Genomic DNA, 18,617 nt, shown 5'->3' on the forward strand with positions numbered 1-18,617 from the left:
AGTTCTCCTTTCCGGAATAAATGGAGCAATCTTTCGAAAATCTACTTTCCTTAAAAACAATCCCCGAAGAAGCGGCTTCGCGGGAACACACCTTATTTTTTGACGAGATACATGATTGCGTAATTTCGGAATGGCGGGGTTTTGTTTCAAAACAGCTTTTAATTACCGGCGCTATTCAGGGCCTTCGGTTGCTTAAACAACATAACTGTGGCAACCTGCTCATCGATCAGCGGCAGGTGCATGGTACCTGGGCCGATCTCAGCGACTGGCAACAACATATCTGGCTGCCCAATGCCTTGCAGGTAGGTTTAAAGAAATATGCTTTGGTTGCTACTTTCGGCAGCTATTCGGCACTTACCATGGAAGGCTCTTTTGAACGCTTCGGCGATCAGCTGGAAATAATGCTTTTTTCTGATCTGTCAGAAGCTAAAAGCTGGCTCGCCGGTTTCTGATCTTTCCTTTCCTGACAACAGTTTTTATTCTTAAAAGCCTACCGTTTTTTTGAACTTCGGGTTAAAATTCCGGCAAAAGTAAGCTCTTGCTTAAGACTTAGCTTTCGCCAATGCAGCAATCAGCAGAATAACGGGTAACGGCGAAATGATCAGCTCAATCAGGTGACGGCAAAGTTTATAGGCCCATTCAGCATCAGCCAGCAGTTTGCCGGTTAAGATCAGGGTGGCGCAGGCCAGGAAAATAAAGAAATAAAATCCTGCCGCGATCAGCGATTTCCAGTTCCGGTTAAAATACACGTGCAAGAACAGGAAACTCAGCGTTATATAAAGCAGGCCGTAAGTGATCATGGTTGGCCAGCTGCGCATGGTTAACAGCGAAGAAACTTCGGCCTGCGACTGATTCAGAAAAGAAAACCAACCCAAGCTTGTGAAAACGTAATAGTAAAGCCTATCTAAATACAAATAGATATAATCGGTGAAAACCCCGGTAAAAAACAGGAGGGTAAACAAGCCGAAAAGTAAACCCTTGCGCAAAGCGTTGCCGGGAACGGCAAAGCTGCGGGCCTCAGGCTGAAACAGTAGCAGGATCCGGTTTCGCATATCGTTTTATCCAAAGCATCCAAAGTCCGAAGATAAATAGATAGACTATAAATGTGAAAGTGTATTTATGGTTAAATTCTAAAGTTTCACGATTATGAAAACTGTTTAGTGCTAGTGCTAATATTCGGAAAATATTTAAGATAGCGATTAAAAATATGCTTGGAATCATGTAAAGTAATTTTGCTTTCCAAGGGCCGGGATAAGCTATGATAAAGCCTGCAAAAAGGATAAAGAGTGTCATGCCATTACAACCGTTAGCTACAAGCACTACTGGATGATTGTTAATTAGAAGACTGTTTTCTATGTAGCTGGCTTTGTAATTTAATAAATTCAGTCCAGCGGAACATATTCGTACTTCTTGCATAGTTATCCACGTGTCTAAACTCGTGAATGGATTAAACCAATGATCATAATAAAGATCGTAGCAGATATACCAAACTGCATAAAGTGCCAGGGCTGTGCCCAGGAACCGGATAATTTGCCGCGAATTGTCCATAAATTAAGATTGCCGGTTTTACCGGAGTACTTTCGGAATACTGAACATATTTGATAGGTTGCTGTTTAAGCATGAAAAAGCAACCGGTTAAAATTGCTTTTTCATGCTTCCAGCTATTTCAGAATTTAACGGGCTTTGCGGCGGTCGCGGAGCTTTTTAAGGCCATATGCTACCCCGCCTGCTACAAGCAGACTAGCGCCACCGTCTATCGGAATTTCGGCCGGAGGCGGATCTTCCGGGGTTGGGCCGCCATCGTCTGGCGGACCCTGGGCATATACTTTTACCATGCCGGTGCATAAGCATATCCCCGTAATCAGGGTAATCTTTTTAAACAGTTTCAGCGAGTTTTTCATCTGTTTTACCTATCGTTTTTATTCAATTACAATTTTTCTGGTTACAGGTCCCGCGCCGGTTTCCAAGCGAAGCGTGTAAACACCGGCGGCCAGTTTGTTGAGCCTGATGGTTTCCTGAATGTGCGGTTTATTGTCTGCTTTCAGGTTTTGCTGCCACACCTGCTGCCCGATCGCGTTAAACAGTTTCGCTTCAGTAACAGACTCGTTAAAGGCCGGCATGCTGATGGTAAATATACCCTTATTCGGGTTAGGATAAACCAATACTTCGGTAGCCAGATCTATAGCTGTTATGCCGGTAGTGGTTGCCGGGCCGAAGCGCAGGAAGAAGCGGCCGGTAAGATCGGTTTGGGTGGTAGTGAACGAATAGCTGCCTTGCTGACGCAGGTTATGCAACGTGCCGGTGGTGCGGTCTTCCAGGAAAATATCTTGTTTTGCCTTGAAGTTGATAATCTGGTCGGCAGTAATGGTATAGCTGCCAGCCTGCGGCACCCGGCCACCCAACGGAATTAGCGTACCCGGAATACTTACTGGTAAACCGTTTATCGAAAGCATGTCGTTTCCGGCTACAGAGTAGAAACTGGCTACATTTCCGGAGTTCGGCAGTTTGAAAGCATCAAATTCGCTATCGAAGGTGGCTGTTGCGCCCTGCTGGAAATATACGTGCAGCTGATCGCCTTTTCCGGTATTATCCTGTACCGAAAGCGAAACGATCGGCCGTGTTTCAGGCTGCGACTGGCGGTATACGGCTGGGTTATCATACGTGGTTAAGCGGGCGCTGTTATTGAAGGTAAAGGTTGGCGCACCAGAATTTACCCGCACAAAGAATGCCTGCATGACTGCAATAAGTTCAGTACCCGGCGTTCCAACGCCATTTACATAGCTGGTATAGCTTCCGGAATACTGGCCGGTAGAACGGAAAACGTAGACCGCATTATCCAGGCCGGCCGGAACAGTAACCTGATCCCAGTCTATTGGTGCCGGATACGGGTTACCCAGCAAATGCCAGCCCGATTTAGCCGTACTGCCGCGCGTAAGCGGTCCTACCGATATATTGCCATTGTTCAGCGTGCCGCTTACATCTAACGTGGTTGGTAACATGTTTATGGTAAAGCCTATACCCGGTGTCATCGGATCGCCTAAAGAACTCGGAGATTCCCAGCCAAAAGTAAAGTCCGGATTCGTTGCCGTTAAGCGGGTTTCGTTGTAGCGGAAAACCGTTGGGAATGGTCTGGTAGTGCCCGGTGTAGGGTTTGTGTTGTAAGCCGGATTTACCACCATGTTTACCCCCGGATCATTGAGCTGGCCAATGGTTGCATTGGTAACCGGCGAGGATAAATGACGGTAGCCAGGGCCCTGATTTATACCCGGATTAATATAGCGTTGCACGGTGGTGGTGCCATTTACTACGCCACTGTTATTTACAACCATAGCATGGTTGCCGGTTTGGGAAAGCAGCGTAAAAGTCTGGCCGTTGGTGTTCAGGTTGGCGTTCAGGGTAAGCAATTCTTTTATGCTAACTGGTCCGCCCAAAGAAACTGCTCCGCCGCCCGTGGTCAGGTTCCGGAAAATGGTGGTAACACCTGGTTTGCCAACTGTTTGCCCGTTAGGGTTGCTGGTAGGGAAAGCCAGGGAGCCATCGCCGTTACTATTGAACGAGCCGTTGTTGGTGAAAATGCCGTTGACGGTTAAAACGCCTGAAGTTAAAGTAAGCGTTGCGCCGTTATCAATGGTCAGGTTTCGCGTATTGGCGGCCGCTGTAATTTCCGGCTGGAATAAGGTGAACGCCGGGATGGTTACGTCGGTTGTGCTGGTTGGGATGGTATTGTTGCACCAGTTCGAAGGCGTATGCCAGTCTGTGGAAGTGATGCCTAACCAGGTACCTGTAGCGCATGGCAGAACTGTGGTGGTAAAACTGGCCGGCCCAGCAGTAGAACTATTGCTTCCGGTACAATTCTTCGTTACATAGAACTGGTACGTTACGCCCGGCAGCAGATTGCTGGCATTATAAGGTGAAGACGTTAAACCGCTTACAACGGTACCATTTCCCGGGGTAAAACCCGAAGGGCCGTATTCGAGTGTGTAGGTACCGGTATCTCCGCTAAAGCTAGGCGTAAAATTCAAGCTGGCGGTTGTGTTGCCAATATTCGTAGCGTTCAGATTGGTTGGCGCATTGCAAACTAAAGGCTGGGTATTGGTAGTAGTGAAACTTGCCGGGCCAACGCGGTTGCTGGTAACGCCGCTGCCGCAGTTTTTGGTTACATAGAACTGGTAAGTTGTATTGGCAGTAAGGTTGCTTACCGAAGCCGGCGAAGTGCTCACGTTAACGATCGTTCCGGTGCCCGGAGTAAAGCCGGTTACCCCATATTCCACTATATAAGTACCGGTTCCGGCGCTTGGTGAAAAAGCGAGATCGGCGGTGGTATTCGTAATATTTGTGGCATTCAGGTTGGTTGGATCGTTACAGGTAACCGGTGCAGCGGTAGTACTGAAAGCGGCTGGTCCGGCGGTAGTGCTGTTGCCAATGCTTCCGCCGCAATTCTTTGTAACGTAGAATTGATAAGCAGTGCTCGGATTTAGTCCACTCACATTTCTTGGCGAAGTACTTACCCCAGAAATAACGGTACCTGTTCCGAGTGTAAAACCGGAAGGACCATATTCAATAGTATACGTTCCGGTTCCACCGGTAGTGCTAGGCGTAAAATTCAGGTCAGCCGAAGTAGAAGTAATATTGGAAGCTGTTAAATTGGTTGGAGCGTCGCAGGTTTGGGCAGCGGGTGAGGTGGTGAATTGGGCCCGCACGAAGCTGCTGGTGCCATTGGCGCCGCAATTCTTCTGCACCGTAAATTCATACGACGTGTTCGGGCTCAGGCCGCTTACGTTATACGGCGGTCCGGAAACCGTCGTGCCGCTTCCGTTTGCAAAGCCAGCCGGGCCATATTGTACGGTATAGGTTCCGGTTGCCCCGGTGGAGCTTCCGGTAAAGTTAAGCGTAGCGGAACTGGCGGTAATGTTGGTAGCCGTTAAGTTGGTAGGAGCATCGCAGGTTTGGGCAGCTGGTGAAGTGGCAAATGTTCCGCTCGGGCTGTTAACGCTGGTTACCCCGTTGCTGCAAAGCGTTCTTACTACAAATGTATAATTGGTGCCTGCCGTTAAACCGGTTAAGTTGGCCGGAGAACTGCTGGCAGTGGTAGTTGTGGTTCCGTTCGGGAAAGTTGAGCTGGGGCCGTATTCAATGGTGTAAGAGGTGCCGGCATCGCCGCCGCTGAAAGTAACTTGGGCCGTAGTCTGACCGGTGCCGGTGCCGCTAACGGAAGTAGGCGCTGCGCAGGTGGCTGCTGCCGTTGTTGTAAACTGACTACGCACAAAGGTGCTGGTGCCGCTGGCGCTGCAGTTTTTCTGTACCGTAAAATCATATGTGGTGCCTGGAGTCAGACCGCTTACGTTATATGGCGGCCCGGATACGGTGGTGCCGCTGCCGTTAGCAAACCCAACAGGGCCGTATTGCACCGTGTAGGTGCCGGTTGCCCCGGTAGTGCTGCCGGTAAAGTTCAGGGTAGCCGAAGTTGCAGTAATATTCGAGGCGGTCAGGTTAGTAGGAGCATCGCAGGTTTGCGGGGCCGCTGTAGTGGTAAAGGCCACCGGACCGGTGGTAGTACTGTTGCCAACCGTTCCGCCGCAATTTTTAGTAACGTAGAACTGGTAAGCAGTATTAGGACTCAATCCGCTTACGTTTCGAGGCGAAGTAGTTACCCCTGAAATAACGGTACCTGTTCCAGGCGTAAAACCGGAAGGACCGTATTCAATGGTGTACGTGCCGGCAGCGCCGGTAGTGCTGGCTGTAAAATTCAGATCGGCCGAAGTAGCAGTTATATTGGTTGCCGATAATCCAGTGGGAGCATTACAGGTTTGTGTCGCACCGCTAAACGTTAGCTGAATGTTGGGGCGGTAATTGGAAGTAAATGGTAAGTTATTAAAGTTTGTTCCGTCGGTACCTGGAGGGGCATCATCGCGTTGCCAGTAAGCAAAACGGGTAACGCCTAAGTTCGTAACCCGGAAGTCTTTGGCATTGGAATTTGATTCAAGTCTCGTTGGAGTGCCGCCACCACTAATGTTATTGGTGTTAGTTGCAACAATTACTTCCAGGTTAGAGGCATTGCTGTATACAAATGGCGTAGTGAGGTTAATGGTGATCCAGGTGCCGGGCACGAGTTGGCCTGATGTGATATTTCCGCTCCAAACCAAGGTAGCGCCACTAAGTTCGGTCGGGGCGAACTCGTTGCCGGTAAAAGTAGTTTTCGCGGTTTGTTTTAAATAGATCTCGGTGGGTACAGAAGCCGCCGGGCTGTTGGTGGCTTCTAAAAACCAGGCAATTGAAGAAATAGTACCCGAGGTGCCGATCTCAGTACCCAGGTAAATGCCAGCCGATCTTTCGTAGCTGAAAAAATTGCCAAATGGCTGGTGCGTTAGATTTGGATCATTAGGCTCATCATCGCCGGCTCCTACCGTTACAGTCTGCGCCTGCAACGAGAAAGCAAAAGCCAGATTCAGGAACAAAAAGCATAGCGTTTTTACAACCAGACCATTTTTGCAGAAGTGATTGCGTAGTAATTTTGCCATAAATGCATTTAAAACTTGTATTTGGGTTAATATTTAGAGTTGGCTTTTGGCCTTTCGAGTACTGCCTGTTAAATAACGGCCACCGTAAGTATAGTAAAATTTAAATATTTATAAACCTTTCAGACCTTTTTATACCTAAAATGCTACGCTTAGTTGCATAAAATCCAAAACCTTTTTTCAGAAACGTAAAATTTAGCCCTGTCAGCGGTTTTTTCCATAGAATATATACCTTTGAGAATTGACCTTAATTTTGCCGGAACCTATGAAAGGGCTGACTTCTATTTTGTTATTAATACTTTCTAACCTGTTTATGACCTTTGCCTGGTACGGGCATTTGCAGTTCAAAAAAATAAGCTGGCTGCAGGGCGTGGGCTTAATTGGCGTGATCCTGATCAGTTGGGGCCTGGCTTTTTTCGAATACATTTTCCAGGTGCCGGCCAACAAGATCGGTTTTCGCGAGAACGGCGGGCCTTTTTCGCTTTTCGAGCTTAAAATTATTCAGGAAGTGATCTCGCTTACGGTTTTTACGCTGGTAGTGGTTTATGTTTTCCGCACCGAGAAACTAGCCTGGAATCATCTGGTCGGTTTCCTGTTCATGACGCTGGCCGTGTTCTTCATCTTTAAAAAATGGTAGGGTTTCAGCAGAAAAAAGTATCTTTAGCGTTTAGATGACGGGAAAATCGCCTGGAAATTCACAGCGTTTCAACTTTGCAGAATCGTCTTAGAAGCACGCATCCGGCAATTGATCATCGAAAATACGAATCTCGAAAATACGAACATCGAATTAATGGAAACCGAAGAAATATCGTACGAAGAACGCATCCGCGAACACCAGCTTAAAATAAAACAGGTTTTTAGCGAAGTTGGCAAAGTGGTGGTAGGGCAGCAATACATGGTGAACCGTTTGCTCATCGGGCTTTTTACCGGCGGCCATATTCTGCTCGAAGGCGTGCCCGGTCTGGCCAAAACGCTCACCGTAAATACGCTTTCGCGGGTGCTCGATCTTAATTTCCAGCGCATCCAGTTCACGCCCGATCTGCTGCCTTCCGATTTGATCGGGACCATGATCTATAACCAGGCTTCTTCGGCATTCGAAGTAAAAAAAGGCCCCATCTTTTCCAACATTATCCTGGCCGATGAAATTAACCGTTCGCCCGCCAAAGTGCAAAGCGCCCTGCTGGAAGCCATGCAGGAAAAACAGGTTACCATCGGCGAAACCACCTACCGCTTAGACCTGCCTTTTCTGGTGCTGGCCACGCAAAACCCGGTAGAGCAGGAGGGAACCTATCCGCTGCCGGAAGCCCAGGTGGACCGCTTTATGATGAAAGTGTATATCGATTACCTGAAAAAATCGGATGAGCTGGAAGTGATGCGGCGCATGAGTAATATGGGTTACAAAAGCCAGGTGAATACGGTGCTGACCAAAGATGATATTTTTGCGATCCGCAACGAAATTAACCAGGTGCAGATCTCTGAAATGCTGGAGAAATACATCATCGAGCTGGTTTTTGCCAGCCGCCGGCCCGGAGAATACGACCTGAACGAATTTGCCAATTACATCCAGTTCGGGGTTTCGCCGCGCGCCAGCATCGCCCTGAATTTAGCCGCCAAAGCTGTAGCCTTTTTCGACGAACGCGATTACGTATTGCCCGAAGATATTAAGGAAGTGGCCGCCGACGTGATGAACCACCGCATTATCTTAAACTACGAAGCGGAAGCCGACGGCGTAAAAACCAAGGATTTTGTGGAAGCCATTTTGCGCAAAGTTCCGATCAGTTAGGTTGATATCTGGTAGCAGGTTTCTGAACTTTTTCTTTTGCCGTTGTTGGTGTTTTTAATTCTAAAACTTCCTGAATTTACTCTTGCTGAAACGCTATACCAAAAGCCTGCTAAACTCCGTTTCCGGAGCCATTCCTTTACCGCAGCTGATTCATGCAAGCGGCCAAAACCTGTTTCTGCCGGTGTATCATTTGGTTTGCAACCAAACGCCGCCGCACATCAGACATCTCTACCAGACCCGAAACGAAAAACTGTTCCGCCAGGACCTCGATTATCTCTTAAAACATTTCCAACCCCTGACTTTTGAAGCCTTAAACGCTACCGTTTTGGAAGGAAAAAGTCTTAAAAAGCCTGGTTTCTTTCTCACGTTTGACGATGGTTTGCGGGAAATTTACGAGGTAGTAGCGCCGATTTTAAAAGAAAAAGGCGTACCGGCGGCATTCTTTCTAAATTCTGCCTTTCACGATAACCAGGCGCTTTTTTACCGGTATCAGGCAAGCGTGTTAATTGAAAAACTAGAGCAAAAAACGGTATCCGATTCCCCTAAAAAACTCGTAGCAAAGCTGCTGCTGGAAAAACAATTATTAAAGGAAGGCGAGATGAAAAACAGTTTGCTGGCCATTAATTTCAATTCCAGAGAAGTATTGCCGGAGCTTGCTGCAATTTTAGAAGTCGATTTTTCGGAATATTTGCAAACGCAACAGCCTTACCTCTCCACTGCGCAAACTCAAGAACTTATTAGGCAGGGTTTTTACATCGGTGCGCATTCCCATTCCCACCCCGAATACCGCACTGTTCCGTTAGAGGAACAATTACAGCAAACTTTCAAAAGCGTAGATTTTATCACCGACAAATTCAACTTGCCTTACCGCTGGTTTGCATTCCCGTTTACCGACGAAGGCGTTTCCCGTAAGTTTTTTGAAGAAATTTATAAAGAAGATAAAGTACAGTTAAGTTTTGGTTCCGCCGGCTTAAAGCACGATAGTTTTGTGCAGCATTTGCAACGTTTCCCGATGGAAGGTACGCAGCAAAGCGCCGAAGAACTCATCAAAACCGAATACTTATATTATCTTGCCAAAGCGCCGTTCGGGAAAAACGACCTAACGCGATTCTGATATGGAATTACGCGAATTTACGCCCCAGACTTTACGCCCGTTTTTAGATTCGGAAGAGTACCAAGCTATGCCGGTGGTGCCTATTTCGCGGCACCGGGCGCTTTCTCACATCAACAATCCGCGCGTTTCCGGGAACGACTTAATTCTGGTGCTGGCGATGGTGGAAGGGAAAATGGCGGGCTACCTGGGCGTTTTCGCCGACTATATTTTCCTGAAAGACCAGAAAGAAAAAGCCGGCTGGCTCAGCTGCATGTGGGTAGACCCCGAAGTGCGTGGACAAGGCATTGCCAAAAAACTCCTGAACCGGGTACTGGAACGCTGGGACAACCGCATTTTAGTAACTGAATTCACGCCCGCCGCCAAAGGTTTATACGATCGTTCCGGCCAGTTCCAGGACCTGAAAATCAGCGAAGGCTTGCGCGGGTTTTTACGTTTCAATTTAGATGAACTCTTGCCGAAGAAATTTCCGGCTTTAGAGAAATTTAAACCGATCATCAGTTTGAAGAATTGGGCTTTGAATGTGCCGAACGAACTGCGCCTGAACTTCTGGAAACCGAGTGTCGAGACACAAAAATACCGCGTAGAAACGGTAGGGAAAATCGACGAAAAACTCGCAGCCTTCATTTCCGCCAGACAACAAAGCCAGCTCGAAAAACGCAGTGCTGAAGACCTGAACTGGCTTTTGCAAAACCCCTGGCTTTTACCTGTTTCCGAAGACGACGGAACGGGCAAAAAATACCATTTCTCGGCCTTCGATCAGCGCTTCGAATTCCGGCCGTTGCAGATCTTTAATCCGGAAAATAAACTGATGGCTTTCGTGATCTTGGCTATTCGCGGCAACGACCTAAAAGTACCTTATCTGTACGCCGAAGCCGGACATATAAAAGCCGTAGCCGAAATAATTGTGCAGCAAATGTTGAAAGAAGATCTGCGCACCATCACGGTTTTTCACCCGGAACTGGTAGCGTTTTTCAAACAAAATCCGAAGCCGTTTCTTTACCTGCACCCGCTTAAACGTCACTACATCATCTCGAAGAAATTTGCGAAATTATTAAATCAGCAACCCGAAGTTAAGATTCAGGATGGCGATGCGGATTGCGCGTTTACGTAAATCTTTAGAATAATTTTTTAGGTTTCCTGGCTTCATTCTGGTCCCCCGGCACAAGTGACACTTTCGCTTAACACTTGCGCCAGGATAGGGGCGAAAGTTCAGATCATTTTCTGCGCAACAGCTTTTTCAACTCCTGAAAGTCTTCCCGGCCCGGCAAAAGTTGCGCTAACGTAAATCCGGTTTCGCGGCGAAATTTCCAGTACAAAAATGCAAATGCCACCAGATAAGAAAACGTGGAAGCCAGCGCGGCCCCCACAAATCCGAATTTCGGAATAAGCAGCCAGCAGGCGGGAACGGTTAACAGCAAACCCGAAAAGGATGCCCAGTTATTAACGTTGTATTTCCCGCGACCCGCAAAATAATGGCTGAAAATGGTGCTCGTGCCAATGGCAATAATGCCTAAACCCAGCGACCAGATCACCGTGTTTACGCTGCCAAATTCCTGCCCGAAAATAAGCTGGAAAACCACCGGCGGGAGCAAGGCTAAAACCAGAACGGCCAAAGCAGTAACCATAAAACTCAGGCGCGCCAACTTAATGGTAAGTTGTTTGGCCGCTTCCGGGTCTTCGGTGTTTACGAGCTTGGCGTATTGCACCAAAGCCAGGCTTCGGCCCACCATCCAGATCGCTTCCGACAAAGAAACCCCCACCGAAAAAATGCCCACCGCTTTGGAATCGGTTAAGGTATTCAGGAAATAATAGCCCAACCGGTAATTCAGAAACGTGATAATGTTAGAAAGCTGCGCCGTACTGCCGAACCGGAGTAAATGCAACAGGTTTTGCTGAAATCCGGAAAAATCGGGTCGGTCCGGAAGCAATAAAACGGCCACCAGACTCAGCGCAAACGTGATGCCATACGCCCAGTACAAAGCCGTGAAGTAGAACGCTATGGTCTGGAGCTTAAAAACTAAAAAGCCCGCAGCTAAAACTCCAATCAAAAGCAAGGTTTGCAGGAAACTCAGGTAGTTGAACACTTTTACTTTTTCCTTGCCCACCAGCACCGTAGTATTCACAGTAAACAAGGCTAGCAACAGCGAAAGCCCGAATAAATGACCGGCGTATTCCGGCGGCACCTGGTCTAAAAAATACAGCAAACCCGTTACCAAACCGGAAACCAGAACCGACCACAAATAAGCCGGTAAAAGCAGCTGGTAAATGTTGGTTCGCGGCGTTAAATAAGCTAAACCAGTACCACCCAGAATGCCCGTAAACAAAATAACCAGCGTCAGGTTTGCCCCGAAAATCCCGATCTCGCCGCGGCCGGAAGCGCCTAAAATCTGCGCCGTAAGCATCACGATCAGGAAATTCAGGCCGGCAATACCCACCCGCGACGTAAATGTATGCAGGATCTTAGCGAGCATTGGGCAGTTTTTCAGTAGAAAATAATACCGTTTCGTAAAGTGCGGCGAACTGCTTTCCCACGGCCTCAAAACTGTAGTATTTCTCAGCAAACTCGCGGAGTTCCCCTTTCGGAAATGCTTCCGGATTTTGCAGCACGAACCGCAACGCAGTAAGTAGTTCGTCTTCGTTTCCGGGTTCAATTAAAATGCCGTGTTCCTTGCCAAAAACCTCCGGTACGCCGCCCACTTTACTCGCAATTACGGGCGTGCCGCTGGCCAGGGCTTCAATTAAAACCACCCCGAAGGTTTCGTAAAAACTAGGCAAAACAAACACATCGGCGCGGCGCATAAAGGCTGCAACTTCTGCTGCCTCTTTTTTGCCTTCAAAGAATACCGTTTTGTTCAGCAAACCAAGTTCCTGGGCTAAATTTTTCAACGCTTTTTCCGAAGGGCCGAAACCGATGATGCGCAGTTCCAGGTCCGGGAATTCCGGCAGAAGTTTATGAAAGGCTTTGATCAGGCCGCTTTGGTTTTTAGCCCGGTCGTTCAGAATGGCCACGTTCAGCAATTGCCTTTTCGGCTTCAAAACGGTAGCGTTTTCGGGGTAAAAAGTCGCGGTATTTACCACGTTCGGAATAACGGTGTAGTTTCGGTTCTGAAAACCAAGTCCCTGCATGGCGTGTTTCAGATCTTGCGAAACGGTGTGAACGGCGGCGGCTTTTTTTACGACCATTTTACTGAGCCATTTCCGCAGGAAACTTATTTTAGAAGCATTATGCGGCAGGTACAAGGTCCAGTGTTCAGTAATGATATAAGGCAAACCAGCTGCGAAACTTTTGAACCAGGCAAACAGGCCGGTTCGCAAAAGTACGTGCACGTGCAACAGGTCGGGGCGGCCGTAAAGCCTTTCAATGATGCGGTAACCCCGGAACAGGCAGCTAAAATACAGGATGAGCTTGAGTGGTTTGTCTATGAAATTAAGGCCGGTAATGCGCTGCTTATAATAGAAATAGAAAGTAGGAATGCCGTCGTCTTTCTTAAAATCGAATTCTGTCAGGTTAGGCCCGGAAAAATCGTCGTGATTTGCGAAAAGCACCACAACATCGGCAAATTTCGAAACCGCGTACGCGTGCTGCTGGATGAAATTGCCGTTCTGGTCCTGTTTCCGGTCCGGATACCATTTGGGCAGGAATAAAATTTTACGGCGCGGCGTTTGGGGCATTTCAGATTTTCAGCAACACTTTCGGAACGTTCAAAGATACGGTTTTCGCGTAGTTTTCCGGAACTGAAAAAAACGGTAGGGTTTTGGCCCCCAAAAGTCTGAACCGCAGATGAAACGGATTTTAAGATCTCACGGATTTATTTCTGCCATTATAAACCGGGCCAGTATAAAAATCTGCGAAATCCAGGAATCCGTAAAATCCGCGATTCAGATTACCTCAAAAAGTAAAAAGCCCCGCCTTGCAGCGGAGCTTTTACCAGATGCGCAGGAGACTAAGCTACGCGGCCGGAATCTGTACACTAAAGTTTTCACCCTGTTTTAATGTACAATGTTTTAAAGTTAGTAATCGGTATTTTGCGGATCGAAGTTCGCCCAGCCGGAGGTCCAGTCGGTAGTACCGAAAGCGCCTTTATATGCAACATTCTCGAAGAAAGCATCCATACCGGTAAACGAAGCGCCGCTCAGTAAAGAAGAACCGCTACCCGGACGGAAATCAGGATTTTGCTGATTAAAGGCGCTGCTCAGTTTCAGGTCGGCTGCTTCGGCCACTATGCTGTTACCTTTGCCGGTAGCGTTATACCAGGAGCTCACATCGAAGGTGCTACCAGCTTCTACCGTCAACGCTTTGCCTGACTGCGAACCTGCAATTACCGAATTCTCGATTTTCAACGTATTGGCCGTAGCGTTTGCCTGCGATTTAGAACCGTCTAACAATAAACCGGTTGGCCAACCCGCAATAACGGCGTTGTGTACCTGGATGTTGCTGTTCCGGCGAATGTGCATGCCACGCTTAAAGTTGCTGTTAAAGCCGGTTGCCGTAGAAGAAGCCATCGGGCCGAACAAGCTTACATTCGAGAAAATAGCCGAAGTTTTAGGCGTAGCATCCGAGCCCTGCGAGTCGCCATCCGATTCAAAACCGTTGGAACCCGATACGTCAGCCACCGCCGGGTTGCTAAGACCAACCACAAACTGCAGTTTGCCGGAGTAACCATTATCGGTATCGAACATATCATCCACGGTTTTGTAAGCGATCAAATGTTTCATATTTACCGTGCCGCCAAACATCTCGAAAGAGTCGTCTCCGTTATATGAAACCTGCACGTAATCTATGGTTGTACCAGCGCCCACGCCACCCAAAGTCAGACCGTTAATTTCGTTATCCGGCTGGAAAGCAATACCGCTGAACTCGATGCGCACGTAACGGATAATGCCGGAATTGTCATTGGCATTCGTTCCACCGTATTCCCGGTCTACGCCGCCTTCAATTTTCGCTTTTTCGCTCGGAAGGTTGGTTGGCGCGGCACCCAACACAATCAAACCACCCCAGTCACCGGCTGCACGGCTGCCTTTGGCTTGCGAAGAAGTGAACACGATCGGTTTCTGAGCCGTACCATCGGCCATAATTTTACCGCCTCTTTCTATTACCAGCGTACCTTTGGTGGTTTTATCGCCCAAAATAATAGTGCCCGGTTCAATGGTAAGCGTTAAGCCCGAAGGAATGTAAACAAACCCTTTCAGGAGATATTTTGTACCTGCTTTCAGGATCACGTTTTTGGTAGCGGTTCCTTGTAAAACTACCCGGCCATTTTCAGTGTTTCCGTTCAGGCCCGCTTCGTTCGGTGCTACCGCTGCACCATTCGGATCAACTACAACCGGTGGTTTCGGATTATCGTCGTTGTCGTTGCAGCTTACCGTAAAGCCCATTACACAGGCCAGTACCATTACATTCAGTAATTTTTTCATTGTTGTTTTTGGTTAAAATGGTTTTGAGTAGATGATTTTATTGTTTTAAGTTTTTTCGTGTTGTCCCCCTTTGGAGGGGGTAGGGGGAGGATTTTCACGTTTTGCGATTTTTTTTCAGGAATGTATTTATCAGATAATGTGGTCCTCCCCAACCCCCTCCGAAGGGGGACTTTGATCGGGAATGCATAAATCTCTTCCCGACATGGTTTTTAGAATTTATAACTCATGCCTAACGTGGTGTAAGGACCGCGTTTGTAGTTCAGAATAGATTTGTCGAAAGCGGTGATCTTGCTGTTCTGATCCCAGTCCTGCACCAGGTTGTATTGCTGGTTCAGCAGATCCTGCACACCGGCCGTAACCTGGAATCTTTCGCCGAAGCCTTTGGTAACCGTAAAGTCGATCTGGTGGCGTGGCATTTCGAATACCGTTGGGTTGGCGTAATTTCCTACAATGTAAATGCGCTTGCCCATCACGTTGTAAAGCAGGTTCGCCTGAAATTTCTGCTCGTCGTTCTGATAATAAAGGCCGGTATTCACAATGTAAGGCGATTGTCCCATCATCGGGCGGTCTTTCGCTTGGCCGTCGGCTTCTTCGCCTAAAGTAACCTGACTCTTGATCAGGGAAGCATTCAGTACCAGACTCAGGTTTTGCACAAATTTATTTTCGGAAAGGTCGAAGAACGACTTGCGAACTTCCGCTTCCAGGCCGTAGCTGATCGCGCTTTCGGCATTTTTAAAGGTGTAAGAGTTGGCCCCGCTGCTTACGATAAAGAAGTTCTCGATCGGGTTCTGGAAATGCTTGAAGAAGGTTCCCACCGAAAGCACTTCCGTAGGGCTGGCGTAGTATTCGTAGCGCACATCGGCGTTATAAATGGTAGGCGTTTCGAGTTCCGGGTTGCCGGTTACTTCAAAGTTGGTGTTGAAATCATAGTATGTAAACGGCGCCAGTTCCCGGAATTCCGGACGGTTCAAACTGATGCTGGTTCCGGCTCTTAATAGTTGATTTTCAGTTAAATTATAAGAAAGGTTCAGGCTTGGCAGCAAACGCGTGATCGGGTTATCTACTTCCACGGCGCCGCTGCTGGTGGCGGTGCTTAAGCGCTGGCGGTTGTATTCTAAACGCGCGCCACCGGCTAACAATAATCTTGCTCCTACCGGCACCGAAGCACTCAGGTAACCGGCAGCCAAATCGTTAGAAGCTGTGTAAGCATCGCTGGGGTTGGTACCTTCTTCCAGAATAAAACCGTTGTTTGGTTTAATGTTTTCCGGGGCAAAGATCTGGCTTAGCGGCAGGTCTAACACGCTCAGGTCCGGGTTGTTGTTGTCGGGGCGGAAGGCGTAGGAAAAGTAGCGGGAAGCAAAGTCGCGGTTCTTTTTCTCGGCGTAAAAACCGGTGCGCAGTTTTATGCGACGATCATCGGCTGCCAGGGTATCTTTCTGGCCTAAGCGGTGCTCGGCATCGCCGCTGACCATGTAGGTTTCTTCGTTTAGTTTCGAGAAAAAGCGGCTGGCATCTTTGGGTGTAGGGCCGTTTGGAACCACTACTTTAAAAGCATCGGTGGTGCCCATGGCGCGCTGGGTGCGCACGCGGCGGTAATCGGGTTCGTTGCGGTTGGTAGAGGCAAAACCAGTGGTCCAGGTAAGTGTGGTGTTTTCGTTGTTCAGATCGTGGGTGCCTTGCAGCTGACCGGAATAAATGCGGCGGCTCTCGTAGCGAAGCGCGTAATTTTCCTGGTCCTGCTGGTTACTGCGGTCGTAGCCTCTGCGCACGGTAGTTTGGTTGGCGCCCAGCTGGTTAAATAAATTCCGGAATTCGAGTTTATGGTTGTTGCTTAATCGCGCCGACCAGTTATGGATCACGCCCAGGCGTACGCTCTCCGTGCTTTGTAAGTCTTTAAAAGAGTATTCCTGCGGGTGGGTTTGGGTTGCTTCGTCGTAGTTTAAATATTTGTCGCGGTTGGCTTCCAGCATGGTGCGGCTGTTGCTGTACGAAACGGCGGTCAGGTTGCTGATCTTGGCCGAACCGATGTTGAAACGGCGCGTCATGCCCAACGAAGCCCGCAGGTCCGGAGCCGCTTTTCCTTGTTCAGGCACCCAGGTGTTTTCCAGGGCTTTGCCGGCATCGGCGCGCTGCGCGTTGGTCGCATCGGCTAACGATTCCGGAAACTGGCCCGGCAACGCTCTTTTTCCGTTATCGAAACCCAGGAAATCGGTTTTGCTGCCCTGGTAAGAGTTGAAGTTTTTGAAGGTAGTACCGGCGCGGTAAGAACCCGAAAGACTAAACGTATTGGTGTTTTCGTCGGCGAAATTCTTGGTGTAGACTTTAATTACCCCGCCTGCAAATTCACCCGGCAATTCCGGCGATCCGCCTTTAAAAACCATGATCCGGTCAATTACGCTGGTAGGCAGAATATCGAAAGAAAAGGCTTTGGCATCGGTTTCGGTACTCGGCGTGAGCGCATCGTTGAGCATTACCGTGTTGTAGCGTTCGTTCATGCCCCGGATCACGATAAAGCGGTTATCCATAATGGAAATGCCGGGGATCCGTTTCACCGTTTCCGCCGCATCGCGGTCTAAAGATTTGGCAATTTGCTCACCTGAAACCCCATTCGCCACGATCTCCGATTTTTTCATTTCGGTGATCAGGCTCATTTCGGTGTTGGTTTGCCGCGTGCCGACTATGGTTACCGCGTTCAGCATTTTGCTGTCTTCTTCTATTTTAATGTTGAGCGTGGTGGTTTTGCCGGTTTCAATTTTTATGTTTTCGAGGTTGGTTTGCTTATAAGACACGTAAGTAACCGCGATCTTATAAATGCCGGGTTCAACTTTTATGGAGAAATTACCATTATGATCGGTAGAAGCGCCTTTGCTAGAACCGGTTATGAAAACCACCGCGCCAATTACCGGCTCCTGGGTGTTTTTATCGGTAACCCGGCCGGTGAGGGTGCCGGTGCTTTGCGCAAAACCAGGAAAAGTGATAGTAGTGAAAGCGAGAAAGAGTAACAGGTAAAATTTCATAACGGGTATTGTTTAGTCTCGATACAAATGTACGGCGACCCAATTATGGCACTGTTACCCCATTATTATGAAACTGTTAAAGAAAAGCATAAATATTATTGAAATGTTAAATGCTCCTTAAATGCCTGAAAAGTACAACTTTTGGCGGTTTGGGTTGTTGAAGCGGGGAGTTTTTATGATGAAAAGCATAGCTTTTTTTTCTGGCCATCCCGACGACAGGAGGGATCTATTTAAGTGAATAAGAAAGTTTGTTATTGAGTTTTTATGCCTAAAAGTATACCGTTTTCATAGCTGGTTTCTGCTTTCAACCTCTAACTTTTAACTTTTGAAAGAGCTTTCTCCCTCCAGCCGGGTGGCTTCGTTTCTGCGTTCGCGGCTGCAACCCTTCCTGCCCTTGCGGGCTGCCTCCTGCGTCGGCACCGGAAGTCTTGGAGGCCGCTCTCACAGAAACTGGTATCATGCTCCTTCGAAGCTGGCTTTCTTTTAGTTTAGTTATCTGGATAACGTGATTTTCAAGGTACGCTGCGCTGGCGATAGACGTGAAATGATCAAGTGAGAGGGCACCCACAAGAAGTGCCCCTAGAAAGAAATCCTAATTCCTGATTCTGATAATTTTCAAAATTCAGTAAATCCTGATTCAGAAAAGAATCCTTAAATCCCCTAATCTGATAAATCCCAATTCAGACAAATAATCCTGCTCATCTCATAAATCCCTGAAATCGTGTTCAACTTTAACAGACGGTTTCAAAGCTCCCCTCCTTACCAAGGAGGGG

Annotated in this window: 13 protein-coding genes; 5 read left to right on the forward strand and 8 right to left on the reverse strand. The window is 48.1% G+C overall.

From position 1 onward, the window contains the following. Positions 1-20 precede the first annotated feature (20 nt). The gene (locus I5M27_RS15940; RefSeq protein ID WP_200507323.1) at positions 21-452 is read left to right on the forward strand and encodes a hypothetical protein; all 432 of its coding nucleotides are present in this window, start codon (positions 21-23) and stop codon (positions 450-452) included. Between the two features lie 90 nt (positions 453-542). Here I5M27_RS15940 and I5M27_RS15945 read toward each other — a convergent pair whose 3' ends face one another. The 4 genes from I5M27_RS15945 to I5M27_RS15960 all read right to left on the reverse strand — a co-directional run bounded on the left by I5M27_RS15945 (position 543) and on the right by I5M27_RS15960 (position 6,518). After that, positions 543-1,052, reverse strand: a complete 510-nt coding sequence (locus I5M27_RS15945) for an XrtX-associated membrane protein (protein ID WP_200507324.1) — start codon at positions 1,050-1,052, stop codon at positions 543-545. Next, positions 1,018-1,548, reverse strand: a complete 531-nt coding sequence (xrtX, locus tag I5M27_RS15950; protein ID WP_200507325.1) for an exosortase X — start codon at positions 1,546-1,548, stop codon at positions 1,018-1,020. The genes I5M27_RS15945 and xrtX overlap by 35 nt, the downstream gene beginning before the upstream one ends. A gap of 125 nt (positions 1,549-1,673) precedes the next feature. Then, positions 1,674-1,901 (reverse strand): PID-CTERM protein-sorting domain-containing protein, encoded by a 228-nt coding sequence (locus I5M27_RS15955; RefSeq protein WP_200507401.1) that lies wholly within the window; start codon positions 1,899-1,901, stop codon positions 1,674-1,676. A gap of 18 nt (positions 1,902-1,919) precedes the next feature. Next, positions 1,920-6,518, reverse strand: coding sequence for a fibronectin type III domain-containing protein (locus tag I5M27_RS15960; protein WP_200507326.1), 4,599 nt, complete (start codon positions 6,516-6,518; stop codon positions 1,920-1,922). Between the two features lie 262 nt (positions 6,519-6,780). Between I5M27_RS15960 and I5M27_RS15965 the strand changes: the two genes are divergently transcribed. The 4 genes from I5M27_RS15965 (at position 6,781) to I5M27_RS15980 (ending at position 10,523) form a co-directional block, all read left to right on the forward strand. Next, positions 6,781-7,152 carry a DMT family protein gene (locus tag I5M27_RS15965; RefSeq protein ID WP_200507327.1) on the forward strand — a complete coding sequence of 124 codons (372 nt, stop codon included), beginning with the start codon at positions 6,781-6,783 and terminating at the stop codon, positions 7,150-7,152. Positions 7,153-7,305: 153 nt separating this feature from the next. Continuing rightward, positions 7,306-8,298, forward strand: a complete 993-nt coding sequence (locus I5M27_RS15970) for an AAA family ATPase (protein ID WP_200507397.1) — start codon at positions 7,306-7,308, stop codon at positions 8,296-8,298. An 82-nt stretch (positions 8,299-8,380) separates the two neighbouring features. After that, a complete protein-coding gene (locus I5M27_RS15975; protein ID WP_200507328.1) occupies positions 8,381-9,412 on the forward strand; it encodes a polysaccharide deacetylase family protein in 1,032 nt (343 codons plus the stop codon). Position 9,413: 1 nt separating this feature from the next. Beyond that, a complete protein-coding gene (locus I5M27_RS15980; protein ID WP_200507329.1) occupies positions 9,414-10,523 on the forward strand; it encodes a GNAT family N-acetyltransferase in 1,110 nt (369 codons plus the stop codon). A gap of 103 nt (positions 10,524-10,626) precedes the next feature. Here I5M27_RS15980 and I5M27_RS15985 read toward each other — a convergent pair whose 3' ends face one another. From I5M27_RS15985 to I5M27_RS16000, 4 genes are all read right to left on the reverse strand, one after another. Beyond that, the gene (locus tag I5M27_RS15985; RefSeq protein ID WP_200507330.1) at positions 10,627-11,883 is read right to left on the reverse strand and encodes a lipopolysaccharide biosynthesis protein; all 1,257 of its coding nucleotides are present in this window, start codon (positions 11,881-11,883) and stop codon (positions 10,627-10,629) included. Then, positions 11,873-13,084 (reverse strand): glycosyltransferase, encoded by a 1,212-nt coding sequence (locus I5M27_RS15990; protein ID WP_200507331.1) that lies wholly within the window; start codon positions 13,082-13,084, stop codon positions 11,873-11,875. The genes I5M27_RS15985 and I5M27_RS15990 overlap by 11 nt, the downstream gene beginning before the upstream one ends. A gap of 339 nt (positions 13,085-13,423) precedes the next feature. Beyond that, the gene (locus I5M27_RS15995) at positions 13,424-14,827 is read right to left on the reverse strand and encodes a T9SS C-terminal target domain-containing protein (protein ID WP_200507332.1); all 1,404 of its coding nucleotides are present in this window, start codon (positions 14,825-14,827) and stop codon (positions 13,424-13,426) included. Between the two features lie 209 nt (positions 14,828-15,036). After that, positions 15,037-17,844, reverse strand: coding sequence for a TonB-dependent receptor (locus I5M27_RS16000; protein ID WP_200507333.1), 2,808 nt, complete (start codon positions 17,842-17,844; stop codon positions 15,037-15,039). Positions 17,845-18,617 lie beyond the last annotated feature (773 nt).

Origin of the sequence: Adhaeribacter terrigena (assembly GCF_016623615.1) — a bacterium.
Classification (GTDB): Bacteria; Bacteroidota; Bacteroidia; order Cytophagales; family Hymenobacteraceae; genus Adhaeribacter_A; species Adhaeribacter_A terrigena.